Annotated in this window: 9 protein-coding genes; 8 read left to right on the top strand and 1 reads right to left on the bottom strand. The window is 75.2% G+C overall.

Annotated features, from left to right (window positions below; genetic code table 11):
• Positions 1–86 precede the first annotated feature (86 nt).
• Genes AB0399_RS22780 through AB0399_RS22765 form a run of 4 tightly spaced genes read left to right on the top strand, consistent with a single transcriptional unit; the run spans position 87 to position 7,185 of the window.
• Positions 87–1,259, top strand: coding sequence for a hypothetical protein (locus tag AB0399_RS22780; RefSeq protein WP_366412575.1), 1,173 nt, complete (start codon positions 87–89; stop codon positions 1,257–1,259).
• Entirely contained in the window at positions 1,256–1,975 is a 720-nt protein-coding gene (locus AB0399_RS22775) for a hypothetical protein (protein ID WP_366412574.1), read from the top strand. The genes AB0399_RS22780 and AB0399_RS22775 overlap by 4 nt, the downstream gene beginning before the upstream one ends.
• Before the next feature lie 3 nt (positions 1,976–1,978).
• The gene (locus AB0399_RS22770) at positions 1,979–2,632 is read left to right on the top strand and encodes an RES family NAD+ phosphorylase (protein ID WP_329365227.1); all 654 of its coding nucleotides are present in this window, start codon (positions 1,979–1,981) and stop codon (positions 2,630–2,632) included.
• A gap of 50 nt (positions 2,633–2,682) precedes the next feature.
• A complete protein-coding gene (locus AB0399_RS22765; RefSeq protein ID WP_366412573.1) occupies positions 2,683–7,185 on the top strand; it encodes a CHAT domain-containing protein in 4,503 nt (1,500 codons plus the stop codon).
• Here the strand turns inward: AB0399_RS22765 and AB0399_RS22760 are convergent.
• Complete coding sequence (locus AB0399_RS22760) at positions 7,166–9,280, bottom strand: caspase family protein (RefSeq protein ID WP_366412572.1); 2,115 nt, start codon at positions 9,278–9,280, stop codon at positions 7,166–7,168. The two genes, AB0399_RS22765 and AB0399_RS22760, sit on opposite strands and share 20 nt — an antisense overlap.
• A 222-nt stretch (positions 9,281–9,502) precedes the next feature.
• Between AB0399_RS22760 and AB0399_RS22755 the strand changes: the two genes are divergently transcribed.
• Genes AB0399_RS22755 through AB0399_RS22740 form a run of 4 tightly spaced genes read left to right on the top strand, consistent with a single transcriptional unit; the run spans position 9,503 to position 12,715 of the window.
• Positions 9,503–10,036, top strand: coding sequence for a hypothetical protein (locus AB0399_RS22755; RefSeq protein ID WP_366412571.1), 534 nt, complete (start codon positions 9,503–9,505; stop codon positions 10,034–10,036).
• A gap of 53 nt (positions 10,037–10,089) precedes the next feature.
• Positions 10,090–11,862, top strand: coding sequence for a hypothetical protein (locus AB0399_RS22750; RefSeq protein ID WP_366412570.1), 1,773 nt, complete (start codon positions 10,090–10,092; stop codon positions 11,860–11,862).
• A complete protein-coding gene (locus tag AB0399_RS22745) occupies positions 11,859–12,092 on the top strand; it encodes a hypothetical protein (RefSeq protein ID WP_366412569.1) in 234 nt (77 codons plus the stop codon). Before AB0399_RS22750 ends, AB0399_RS22745 begins: the two co-directional genes overlap by 4 nt.
• Positions 12,089–12,715 carry a hypothetical protein gene (locus AB0399_RS22740; protein WP_366412568.1) on the top strand — a complete coding sequence of 209 codons (627 nt, stop codon included), beginning with the start codon at positions 12,089–12,091 and terminating at the stop codon, positions 12,713–12,715. Before AB0399_RS22745 ends, AB0399_RS22740 begins: the two co-directional genes overlap by 4 nt.
• Positions 12,716–12,843: the final 128 nt, after the last annotated feature.

Raw genomic sequence — 12,843 nt, 5'->3', positions numbered from 1 at the left:
GAGCCGGCGGGGAGCCGGCGGGGAGCCGGCGGTGGGCGGCGCCTCAGGGTTGTGAGCCGCGCGGCGCCGGTGCGATGCTGGCCGTCATGTCCCCGCTTCCTCGCGTGCCCGACCACGGTGAGGTCCTCGCGGAGGTGCGGAAGGTACGGCGGGCCGGCGTCGTCAGGCTGCGCACGCTGGACGTGCCCGCCCTCACCGGGATCGCCCGGGACGTTCCGGTTCCGCGGGAGGGCGGCGAGGGGCCGGGCGGGGCGGTGGAACGGGTGCTGCGCCTGGCCGTCTCCCGGCTGGACGGCGGCACGCTCCAGGCCGCCGCCGAGTACAGCCTCGGCCTCTTCCCGGGCACCCGGGACTGGCCGGCGAGCGACCGGCGCAGGAGCGCCGCCCAGGTGTACGGGGTGAGCGTCGAACGCTTCCGCAAGCACCACGAGTTGATCGTTCTCGGGCAGGTCGCGGAACTCGTCGTCCGGCTCGCGGAGCGGGCGCCGCGGGACGCCGGGGCCACGAACGGTTCCGGTTCCGGCGGCGGCGCCGGTGCCGGCACCGTCGAGCATCCGCTCGGGCCCGAAGCGTACGACCGCGTCCCCGCCGCGCACCGGGCCCTGCGCGTGCGGGTGCACCACCGCACCGTGGCCGTGACGGTGCACGTCCACGCCGTCGACCTCCTGCGCGACATCGACGTGGTCGTCTCACCGTCGAACACCTACTTCGTGCTGCCCCCGCCCTACAAGTCGTCCGTCTCCGCGACGCTGCGCCGCGCGGGAGCGCGCCGGGACCCCATCGGCGGGCTCGTGGACGACCGCATCGAGGACGAGTTGCGGCGGTGGACCGCCCGGCACGCACCGGCCGGCCGGGAAGCCCGGCCGGGCACCGTCGCCGTCACCTCCGGGGGCGAGCTCGGCCGTCAGGGCATCCGCCGTATCTACCACGTGGCCCTGGCCGTACCCCGCCCCGAGACCAACGACTACCAGGTGCAGCCCGCCGACATCACCAGAGGAGTCGCCCGGGTCTTCGCGGTGCTGGCCGAGGAGGCGCCGCGGTACGAGCCGCCGCTGCGCTCGATCTGCCTGCCGCTGCTCGGCGCCGGTCGCGGCGGCCTGACCCCGTCGGAGAGCTTCGGCGCGCTGTGGGCCGCGGTCGAGGCCGAACTCGCCCGGGGCGCCGACTGGGACGTCCATCTCGTCGTACGCCGCCAGGACCGTGCCGACCTCCTGGTCAGGCTGCTGGCCGGCACGGAGGTCACGGGGGTGGACGGATGAGCCCGGACCCGGCCGGGCCGGCCGGCCCGTATGTCGTCCTCGCCGCCGCGGCGGCACGCTGGGACCTCGTCGAGGGGCGCCTCGGACCGGACCTGCGCGCCCGGCTGGCCGCGTTGCTCGGCGTGATGCGCGACGCGGACCGCCCTCCCGGCCTGCGCCGCGCCGCGGCGGGCGATGCCGCGGATCTGCTGCGCGAGCGGCTGCCCGACGTGTTCGGGCAGGAGGCGCAGGAGGCACAGGAGGCGCAGGAGGCACAGGAGGCGCAGGCCCGGCTGGTCCCTGGCGGCGCGGTGAACGGGCCGCTGCTCGTGGAGGGTTTCGCGGCCGAGGACCTCGCGGTGCTGCTGGTCGACGGGCACCGCATGGTCGGGCCCGTCCTCGGCCCGGTGCGCACGCGGCTGCTCGCCGAACCCGCGCTGGACGCCGGGACGGTGCTGGAACACGGCAGCGACCCCTTCGCCCCGGATCTGATCCGGCTGCCGGGGGTGGGCGGGCAACTGCGGCTGCCGCGCTTCCAGTTCACCGAGGACGTCCGTCCCCGGCCGGTCGTGCGGGAGGTCAACGCGCTGCTGGCCGCCGACCGCGACCCGTGGGGCGCCGCCGACTGGTGGCTGTCGGCCAACGCGTGGCTCGGCACCAGCCCCGTACGGCTGCTCGGCACCGGGGGCGACCGGCGGCTCGTCGACGTCGCGGGGTTCCTGCTGGAGAGTGAGTAGCCCGTGCCCAACTACCGCCCGCCCGAAGCGATGACGGGTACCCCCGGCAAGGTGACGCTGCCCCGCGGGACGCTGCTGCACCGTATCCACGGCTCCCACCGCGCGGCCGAGGGCTTCAACCCGAAGCCCGCGCACTGCCTCTACGGAGGAGGCCGGTTCGACGCCACCTCCTGCGATCCGTACGGATACCTGTACGCCGGGCTGAGCGCGACGGCGGCCGTCTGCGAGACCCTGCTGCGCTCGCTGCCCTTCGACCCCGCGGGCGGGCCCCGGCTGCTGCCGCGCCGCGCGGTGCAGGGGCGCCGGCTGAGCGCGCTGCGGCTCACCGCCGACCTGCGCGTCCTGCCGCTGGTCAGCGCGCAGGACCTGGCCGCCGTCCACCAGGACACCTGGCTCGTGCACACCGAGGCGCAGGAGTACCCGTACACCCGCGACTGGGCGCACTGGCTCCGCCGCCAGACCGAGCCGTGGGCGCAGGGGCTGGTGTGGGCTTCCAAGCGGGAACCGGCGGACCGCTCGGTGATGCTGTTCGGCGACCGCGTCCCGGCCGACGCGCTGCGGATCGACGAAGGCGGCACCGTCGACTTCGACACCGCGCAGGGGCGGGAGTGGCTCAACGCCGTGCTCCGGCCCTATTACGTCCAACTCGCGCCCTGAAAGCAGCACTTGGCCCCCTCTCTCTGCGGAATCCTGGGACCCTCGTCACCGTGACCGCGCAGAACCCGACACCCGCTCCCGACGAGAACGCGAACACCGACAGGTACGAGGACGAGGACGAGGACGCGTACGAGGACGGCGACGAGCTGCGTGCCGGGCGCGAGGAGATCCTCGCCACCCTCGCCGCGACCGCCTCCGACGCTCCCGCGGCGCCCGTCCTGTGCGCCCGCGCCGGCACGCTCAGCTACCGCCTGTGGCTGCTGGAGGGCCGGCCGGAGGACCTGGAACTGGCCGCCGAGGCATTCGGGTTGGCCTTCCGGGCGCCCGGCGACGACGGCGAGTGGGCCGTGTGGCGGATCGAGTTCGGGCATGTCCGCCGCTGCCAGTACGAAGCCGAACCGCGCGCCGAACTCCTCGACGAGACGGAGGAGTTGCTGCGCGACGGGATCTCCGGCCTTGCCGATCGCGACGAACGCGGCGAACGCGGCGAACTCGACGAACGCGACGGCCTCGCCCGCTTCCTGGGGCTCCACCTGCTCGCGGTCTGCGCCAAGGAGCGCTTCCAGGACTTCGACGGCCCGGCGGAGCGGCGCGCCGAACTGCTCGACGAGGCCCTGCGGCGGTACGAGGAAGCCGACGGCGCGCTGCCCGGCGACGCGCTGCCCGGCGACGCGCTGCCCGGCGACGAGGAAGCCTCGCGCCCGGATGACGACGCCCTGGAGCTGACGGTGTCCCGGGCCTACCTGCACCTGGAGCGCTGCGAGGTGTGCTCCGACCCGGCCGACGCGGCGGCCGCGGCCCGCCTCTACGGCACGGTGCTGGACGCCGCCCCGCCCGGCATCGACCTGCCGTTCCTGCGCTACAGCCGCGCCCTGGCCCTCCTGGGCCACGGCCGGATGACCCGCGACCGGGCCGAACTGGAGCTTTCCCGAGGGGAGTTCGACTCGGCCGTGCTCGAAGCGACCCGGACCGCGGGCGAAGCCCCGCCCTGGGCCTGGGAAGCCGAGATCCGGTGCGCCTTCATCCGGTTCCTGATCTGGGCCACCTGGAAGGACCAGGCGCACGCCGCCGCGGCCGAGGTGGAACTGGCCGGGCTGCTGGCCGATCCGGCCGACGTCGACCGGCTGCTGCCGCTGTACCTCGACAGCTTCGGACGGCTGCTGTACGAACGCGGCGGCGTGCGGGGCGACAAGGCCCTACAGGACCGGGCGATCGCCCTCATCCGGCGGGCCGTCGACGCGTGGGTGCCGGAACGCGACGGCCCGGTCACCGTCACCGCTCTGCTCCTCGCGGTCTTCCAGCAGAACCGCTACCTGGAGGACCCCGATCCGCGGCGGCTGCGGGACGCGGCCGAAGGCGCGGACCTGGTCCTCACCGGCGGGCAACTCGACGACGACCTGCGCAAGATGACGCAGCTGACCGGCTTCTGGGCCCACTCCATGCTGAAGAACGCGCACGGCGTCACCCTCGAAGCACCGGACGACGTGCCGGAGGCCTTCCGCCTCGACGGCGCGCTCGCAGCGTACCGGAGCCTGCTGGGCGACATCGAACAGGGGCGCACTTTCCTGGACTTCGGCAACGGGGACCAGGGCTTCCCCGGCATGTTCGGCAGCGTCGACAGCGACGGCCGGCGGGCCAGGGCCTTCGACGTGGAGTACGCGCGGTTCCGCGCCCTGGAGTCGCACGAGGAACGCGCCCACCTCGCCGCCTCCTTGCTGCCGCGCCTGATGCTCGTCGACCCGCACGGCACTCACGTCACCGCCGCGCAGAAGGCCGAGTTGATCGACTGCGTCCTCAGCTTCGGCCAGGACGATCCGCAGTGGCAGCGCCGGGCCCACGCCGTCGCCGCGCAGGCCCTCCTTGTCGGCAGCGACTCCCGCTCGGCCGGCGGCATGGACGAGGTACTGGACCACCTCGCGCGCGCGGAGCCCGCCACGGGCGCGCCGGGTGGCACCGACGGCAGAGGTCTCGGCATCGACCTCATCCGGCTCACCGCCACGGCCACCCGGGGGCAGACCGCGGCAACCGGCGACGACGGCGTGGCGGCCCGGGGCCAGTGGCAGCGACTGCGGGACGACCCCCGGGTGACCCCCTACCTGCGCCGGATGCTGGACACGCAGCAGGCCGCGGTCGACGCCCAGGCCGCCGCCCAGCGCGGCGACCTCGCCGCCGCGGACGGCCACCTCGCCGCGATGCTCGCGGCACACGCGGCGCTCGACCCCGAGGACCCGTCCCGCATCGAGGTCTGGACGCTCCTGGAGAACGCCCGCTCCGTCCGCGACCATGCCGCCCGCACCCTGGGCGCCCCGCCCGCACCGCCGCTCGTCGGCCGCCCGTCCATCGCTCAACTCCGCTCCGCGGCGCAGCAGTTGCCGCGCGACCACCGGACGTGGGTGCTCGGCGACAACGCGATCGCCCGCTTCACCCGGGCCGCCGACCGGCAGGACGCGGACGCGCTGGCCGAGGCGATGGAACTGCTCAAGGAAGCCCACGACCTGGCCGACGAGGGCAGTGACAGCCGGCTGCGGTACGCCCACTGCCTCGGTTCCGGGCACTGCGCGCTCGCCGAGGTCCAGCGCCTGCCCACCGCCCGGGCCCGCCATCTCTCCCAGGGAATCGCCCTGTTGGAGTCGGCGTTCGCGCTGGCCGGCGGCCCCGACCACCGCCTGTACGCGCTCGCCGGCCTCGCCCTCGGCCGCGCCTACCGGACCCGCGGCGAGCTGCGCGGCGACGACCGCGGCGCGGGCCGCCGGGTCGGGCTCGACGCGCTGCGCGGCCACGCGTGGGCCGCGCTGCTCCAGTCGGGCACCGAACACGCCGCCCAGGCCGTGGTGCAGGCCACCGACACCGCGTTCGAGGTCGCGGGCTGGTGCCTGCGCGACAACGTTCCCGAGCAGGCCGTCCGGGCCCTCGACGCCTGCCGCGGCCTCGTCCTGCACGCCGCCACCACCTCCCGTACGGTGCCCGAACGCCTCGTCGCCGCGGGCCGCGACGACCTCGCCGCCGAGTGGAGCGCCGCGGGCCTCGGCCCCGCCGACCCGGCCGACCCCCTCACCGCTGTCCAGGCGCCCCTCGCCGTGCCGAGCAGCCTGCGTCGCCGTGTCCTCGCGGCCCTCACCGGAACGGACCCGGTCCAGGACGGCCTGCTCGACCCGCCCGACCCGGACGAGATCGCCGCCGCGCTGCGCACCCTGCGCAAGGACGCGCTGGTCTACCTGGTCCCGGCGACGGACGACACCCCCGGCAGCTCCGTGGTCGTCACCTCGACCGGCGCCGTGCACGCCGTTCCGCTGCCGACCCTGGCCGCGGACGCGGCGGCGCTGCGGGACTACGTCCGGGCCCCGGTGGCGGGCTCCGGCGACGCGCCCGGACCGGGCAACGGCGGTCTGGGGTCGGGGTCCTGGTCCAGCTCGGGGTCCTGGTCCTGGTCCGGCTCCGGCTCCGGCTCCGGCCGCGACCTCGGGCCGGTGCCCGGCCACGCGTCCGCCTCCTCGGCCACCGCGTCACTGCGCGGCCGCCTCGACCGGGTGTGCGGGTGGGCCTGGTACGCGGGGATGCGGCCGCTGCTCGACGTGTTCGCCACCCGGACCGGTCGCGTCCCGCGCCTCGTCCTCGTGCCGATGGGGACCCTGGGGCTCGTGCCCTGGCACGCCGCATGGCGGCAGGGACCGGACGGGCGGCGCCGGTACGCGCTGCACGACGCGGAGATCTCGTACGCCGCCTCCGCCCGGCTCCTGTGCGATGTGGCCGCCCGTCCGCCGGCCGCCCACACCGGTGCCGCGCTCGTCGTGGGCGACCCCACCGGGGATCTGCGGTACGCGGGCGAGGAGGCCGACGCTGTGCAGCGGGCCTTCTACCCGCGCGGCCGGTTCCTCGGGCACCGCGAGGGCGGAGCGTCGGACGGACCCGGCACGCCGGCGGAGGTGCTCGCCTGGCTGACGGGCGAGGCTGCGGGGGTTGCGGGGGCCGCCGCCGACGCGGGGGCCGCCGCCGCGGGGAGCGCAGGAGTCGCGGGGAGCGCGGAGGTCACGGAGAGCGCAGGAGTCAGGGGCGGCGGCGGGGTCGAGGAGGGCGCCGTACTGCACCTGGCCTGCCATGCCGCCATCTCGGCGGACACCCGCCACACCGCCCATCTCACCCTCCACGGAGGCGAGTTGGCGGCCGAGGACCTCACCGAGGCCACGGGCGCGACGGGCGGCAGCGGGCTCGGCCTCGTCCTGCTCGCCGCGTGCCGCAGCCATGTCTCCGGGCGCGGCCACAACGAGGCGTACAGCTTGGCGACCGCCTTCCTGGTGGCCGGCGCCCGGTCGGTCATCGGTTCGCTGTGGCCGGTGCCGGACGACGCGACGTCGGTTCTGATGTTCCTGGTCCACCACTACCTGCGCGCCGAGGGGGAGCCGCCCGCGACCGCACTGCGCCGGGGTCAGCTGTGGATGCTCGATCCGGCCCGGGAGCTGCCCGCTTCCCTGCCCGCGTCCCTCGCCGAACGCACCCGGCACATCGACCCGGACGACCTGAGCGCCTGGGCGGGGTTCACGCACCTGGGCCAGTAGGGCCCCAGGGCACCACGGTCCGCAGGGCGATGGTGCGCGTGGCCCAGCGGACGGGCACGGCGCCGGTGACGCGTCCGGCCTCGCGCCGGCCACCGGAACGGTCCGGGCCTTCGAACCGGAGGACTCCCGCGGTCCCCGGGTCCTCGGCCCCCGCACCATCTGCGCGGCTGACCGCGCGGGCCGGGTCCCACGCCCGCATCCGGAACGGCACCGTGTTCAACTCGCCTTCGGCGACGATGAGTTTGAGCCAGTCCCGGACCTCGGCTCCCGGCACGAGCGGCCGGGTGGGCGGCAGGGACAGCTGCACCGGGTCGCCGTCCAGCGCGTGGCCGGTGCGGCCCGGGCCGATGAAGTGCCCCGGAAACAGCGCGGAGTCGGCGGCGTAGCTGTCGGTCAGGTCGAGCAGGACGCACCACAGCGCGCGCTGCGAGCGGTTGTGCAGCCGGATCGAGACCCAGGGCTCGCGCGGCCGTTCGGCGGACCCGGCGCCGTACGCGCGGACGATCTCGCCCCGGCCGTCCGGGACGAGCGCAGGCCCGTCGGGCGCGTCCCAGGGAACGATCTCCACGCGCACCTGGTTGTCCAGCACCGAGGGCCGCGACGTGAAGTCCCGCAGCCGCCGCCACCCCGCGAGATGCGTCAGGCACGCGGCGAGCCGTCGCGGGTCCGGGTCGCCGGCCCCGTTCCCGGCCGGGTCCTCGCCGAACGGCAGCGGGTCCACCAGTGCGGTGCCGTCCCGGTCCAGCACCGACGCGAACCCGTCCCGCGCCACCACGCGGAAGTGCGGGTCGCCGCTGTCCCCGGGCGCGTCGACGACCTGGAGGAGCGGGGACGGCCCGCCGCCCGGCCCGGCCGACGCGACGGCCGCCGCCAGCCGCTCCGCCGCGCCCGGCAGCCCGTCCGCTGCCACGCTCACGGTCGCCGGCGCCGACGCCAGCGCCGACAGCACCACCGGATAGACCCGCGCCGTGTCGGGCAGCCAGTCCACCGGGTCCACGAGGGTGCGGTCGGCGCGGACCACGCGGGCCCGCAGTACCCCACCGGGCGCCGTACCGTCCTCCCCTCCCGCACGGTTCGGGCTGTCCGAACTGTCCGAGCTGATCGGGCCGTTCGGCTCGCCCGCCCAGCCCGTGTCCACCACGCTGAACTCCGTGCCCTCGGCCCCGGCGCCGTCCCGCAACCCGTGGCCGGTGCCGCAGTCCACCTCCCAGCCGTGCGCCCCGAAGCGCAGCAGGTGGTCCCCCGTCGCTCCCGCGACCGCGCCGCCGAGGAAGGGCAGATCGGCGACGCCGGGTGCCTCGGGATACAGCACCGGCCGCTGCCCGCCGCCGGCACGCTGGACCCGGGCGTCGGCCGCGGCCAGCAACTTCCGGTACGTGGTGTCCGGGCCCGCGGCCCGGGCCGCGCCCAGCAGGGCGTGCGTGAAGACACCGTGCCGGCGCCCGTCGAACTCCCCCTCGTACGAGAGCTGATCGAGCCTGCTCGCGGCCAACAGCAGGTGCCGCAGGGGGACTTGGGGCAGTTCCACGTCACGCGTCACGCCCTGGGCCGCATCCCCCGCCATGTCCTCGCGCGCCACGCTCCGCGCCGCCTCCCCCTCCCCCCACCGCGGCGGTGGTGGCGCGAAGCGCGCGGTCATGCCCGCCGCCTCCGCGTCGTCCCGGGTGGCGCCGCCGGAGTAGCAGCAGTCCAGCACCGCCACCACATGGGCGCCGCGGCCCGCGACCTCGCCGAGCAGTGCGCCCAGCCGCTTGTCGAGCAGCGGGCCGTCCGCGCAGACCAGCGCCTGGTTCCGGCCTGTCGCCTCGATCAGCAGGTCCGCGCCCGAAGCGACCGTCTCGGTGCCGTGCCCGGAGAACCAGAAGAGCGCCGTGTCCCCCGGGCCCACGGCCCCCAGGAACGTACGGATGCCGTCCTCCACCGCCGCGACCGTCACCGCGCCGTCGAGCAGGACCCGCACCCGGGCGGCGCCCCCGGTGCGGTCCGTCAGGAGCCGACGGGCCTCGGTGATGTCGTTGACGCAGCCGGTGAGCGGCTTGGCGATGTGCGCAGGGTAGGCGTTGACGCCCGTCATGAACGCATGGATCGACCCCATGGTGGGCAGTCTGCCAGCCGCGTCGCGCCGCTCGCGCGAGCGAGCCGGGCGCCGACCGGGCGAATCCTGGGCGCAATTCGGTTATTCGACCGTGAAGCCGCGCTTCCGGTCGCAGAATTGACGCAGCGTCACTAGTCTTCGTCTCTCGCAGGCGCCACGCTGAAGCCGAAGAGGGCACGCACCGCGGAGACGGCGAACGCCTTCACTCACGTCGGGGGACACATGGGTCACTTGGAACGGCCACGGCGGATCGTGCAGAGCGGCGGTGCGGCGACGCCCGCGATGTCGCCGCCCGCCATGTCGCCGGACCTCCTGCGCCGCACCGAGCAGGGCACGGGTACCGGGCCCTCCTCCGGCCGGGTCGTCGGCCGGACCGGGCCCCACGTCCCGCCGCGCCGTGCGGCCCTCGCTCCGCGCCCGCAGGACCTGCGCGACGCGGTGGGCCGCCTCGACGCCGGCTTCGACGAGACCGCGCGCAAGCGACTGGCCGAGTGGATTCGCGACCAGTACGAGACCGGCTACGGCGAGGCCCCCGTCGGCTTCTTCGCCGTCTGCCGCCTCGGCCCCCCGTACGTCGACCATCAACTCAACCTCTTCCAGCAGATCGTCCGGCACTTCACCCCCTTCGAGGCGGTGCCCGAACCCTTCGCGGCCGCCCGGATGCTGGTGCGCTCCGGCGGCTACGCCTTCGTCGAGGTCTACCCCGGCGGGCTGCTCCTGCCGGTCCTCGACGACGGGACCGTGGTCCGTCCCTGACCCACCCGCTGCCGACGCCCCCGACCCGAACCGTGTGATCGGAGAGAAACCGCATGTCCGAGGTGGACTACGCCCTTCATCGGAAGGTGCAGCAGGTCAGCAACCTCGTGGTCCGGCTCAGCGAGCAGGTGGGTTCCGTCTCCGGCCAGGTGGCGGCCGTCGAGTCCCACCAGCAGCAGACCCGCACGGAACTCCAGCAACTGCGCGACGAGTTCCTCGCCTTCGTCAGGACCGCACAGCTCACCGCCAACGTCCAGCGCGCCGAAACCCGCGTCGGCGTGATCCAGGACCAGGTCGACCACGAGTTCGGCCACCACAAGACGGTGCGCCGCACCGCGGTCGGGATGCTCCAGGCCTTCGACCTGGGCCTGGTGTCCGAGGACAACGTCCGCCTCGTCAGCGACCAGTTGATGATCCAGACGCCCCGCTACTGGCTGGCGCCCGCCCTGGTGGCGCTGGCCTCCTGGTCGGCCGACGACCGCACGTTGTGCGAGAAGGCCGTGGACGAGGCGTTCCGGCGCTCGCCGGAGCGCACCTCGCTGTTCTTCGCCCTGGTGCTGCGCCGGCAGGAGCGCAGGGCGGCAGCCGTGCGCTGGCTGCGCCACTACCTGATCGCCCAGGACCCGGCCGCGCTCGGCCGGGAGTTCGCCGTCATCCTGGAGTCCATCGCCCAGGGCGCGTTCGGGCTCGCCGGCCGTGAACTGCTCGACACGACACTGGCCGGCTGGCGCGAGCAGTTCATGGACGACGACGACTCCCAGCGGCGGCAGATCACCCGCTGGCGCGACGAGATCGACTCGCTCGCCCGGCCGTCCGCGGTGGCCGAGTTCCCGCGCCTGGCCCAGGTCAGCCCGCAGTGGCCGCAGCTCGGCAGCGTCCTCGGCCGGGCCCGCGCCCAGCAGGCCGTGCTCGACAAGTACCAGGCCGTCATGGACCACGTCGGCCGGCCCACCGAGCGGATCGAGGACGCGGTGGACGACATCCTCGACCGGCTCGTCTCCGGGTACGACAACGAGGAGTTGCCGCTCCGCCGCGACCTCGCCTTCAACCACGCGGTCATCGACCACGGCGGCGACCTGGACGCCGCCCGCAAGGCAGCCGACGCGGACTCCGCCTCGTACGACGAGACGCTCGACTACCTGACCGTGCAGACCACCGCCGCGCTCAACCCGGCGGCCCTCGGCACCTCGCAGGCCACCCGCCAACTGGCCGTCGCCGCCTGCCACGAGTGGTTCCTGCAGGCGCACGCCGGATTCACCCGCGACTACCGTGCCGCCGTGCCGCCGGATGTCCAGGCGCAGTTCGGCACGACGTGCACGGTGGCCGCGCAGACGTTCCGACTCCCGCAGTGGAACGGTACGTTCACCCGGCCGATGCCCGACCTGGAGCAGTCGCTGACCGCGCACTGGGACCAGCACATGGCGCCCTTCGTCGCCTCGTACGCCTTCCCGTGGGTGCGGAAGGCGGCGCCGCTCGCGCTCGTGATCCTCGGCATCCTGGTGGTCGTCGGGGCCTTCAGCATGCCGGTCGCCCTGGTGATCTCGGTGGTCGTGGGCGGCGTCTGGGGCCTGGTCCTGTACAACGGCGCCCAGGCCGCCCGCCGGCTCCAGGACAACGCCCGCACGATCCTCGAAAAGGCCAAGCTGGAGTCCGTCCACCAGTTGCGCGCCGCTTCCGCCGAACTCACCGACTGGAAGCAGAAGTTGCGCACGGCCGAGGAGGTCGAGCCGCGCTGCCGGGAGATGATCAAGTCGTTGAGCACCGCTGTTCACAGCGGTTCGCCCTTCGAGGGCCGCACCGTAGCCAAGGAGGGACCCGCATCGTGAGCACCACCGGCCCCGGCCCGTACCCCACCGAACCGCCCCCGCCCCGCAGGCCGCCCGGGGAGACCGCCTGGTCCTCGTCCGGCGGCGGTTCCCCGTGGGCCTCCTCCGCCGGCCGGAGAACCGGGGAACGTGTCACCAGCCGGGTCCGCAGGGTCGTCGAGGGCCTGCCCGACTGGGAGCCGCTCCCGCCGGGCGAGACCCTCGTGCGCAGGCCCGGCGGCTCGGTGTGAACGCGTACTGGGGGCACGGCGGGCCGTACGAGACGTGGGTGGAGTTCCTGCGGCGCTGGGCGGCCGAGGAGCCGGTCGCTCCCGGCGCGCTGCCGCCGCTCGCCGACGACCGGTTTCCGGCCGAGACCTGGGAGCGGCTGGCGGAGCACCTGAGCCGGGCGCTCGACACCCGGCTCACCACCTGGGCCGACCGGCTGGTCGCGGCGCTGCTCGCGGCGTCGGACGAGTTCTCGGCGGGCCGCGCGCTGGCCCAGGCCAGAAACGGGCTGCGGGCCGTACGGGCGGTCGCCGGGCACCCGGGGCTGCCCGAGACGACGCGCACCCGGCTGACCGACATGGTCGACGGCCAGATCCGTGATCTGCAGGACCAGTTGGAGCGCTCCCTGGACCTGGCAGCCGCGGAGAACGGCTCCGACCCCCGCTGGGTGGAGCAGCGCCGGCGCACCTTCCGGGACAACCCGCTGACCGCCGCGCTCCCGGCCGACCCGCCCGCTCCGGGGAAGGCCGCGGCCCGCGGGAAGGCGGACCCGAACGCGGTCCCGATCCCGGACCCGGACCCGGACCCGGACCCGTGGGCCGTCGATCCCGCGGCCCGCCCGCGCCGCCGGGTGATCACCGACTGAGCCGACCGAACTCCCCTCCTGGCCAGGCCACTTGCTCACGCGGCCCGCCTTCCGCCCCCGCCACGTGCCCACATGACCCGGCCCCCGCAGACCCCGCCGACGCAGCCCCCCGCCCGCAACTCCGCCCA

Origin of the sequence: Streptomyces sp. NPDC088194 (genome assembly GCF_040702025.1) — a bacterium.
In the GTDB taxonomy this organism is placed as follows: Bacteria; Actinomycetota; Actinomycetes; order Streptomycetales; family Streptomycetaceae; genus Actinacidiphila.
The sequence above is the reverse complement of the archived record's forward strand: the minus strand, read 5'-3'. Positions and strand labels throughout refer to the sequence as shown.

Coding starts and splice junctions, on each gene's coding strand:
- AB0399_RS22780 (WP_366412575.1), top strand. CDS start 87: ATGTCCCCGCTTCCTCGCGTGCCCGACCACGGTGAGGTCCTCGCGGAG.
- AB0399_RS22775 (WP_366412574.1), top strand. CDS start 1,256: ATGAGCCCGGACCCGGCCGGGCCGGCCGGCCCGTATGTCGTCCTCGCC.
- AB0399_RS22750 (WP_366412570.1), top strand. CDS start 10,090: ATGTCCGAGGTGGACTACGCCCTTCATCGGAAGGTGCAGCAGGTCAGC.
- AB0399_RS22755 (WP_366412571.1), top strand. CDS start 9,503: ATGGGTCACTTGGAACGGCCACGGCGGATCGTGCAGAGCGGCGGTGCG.
- AB0399_RS22760 (WP_366412572.1), bottom strand. CDS start 9,280: ATGGGGTCGATCCATGCGTTCATGACGGGCGTCAACGCCTACCCTGCG.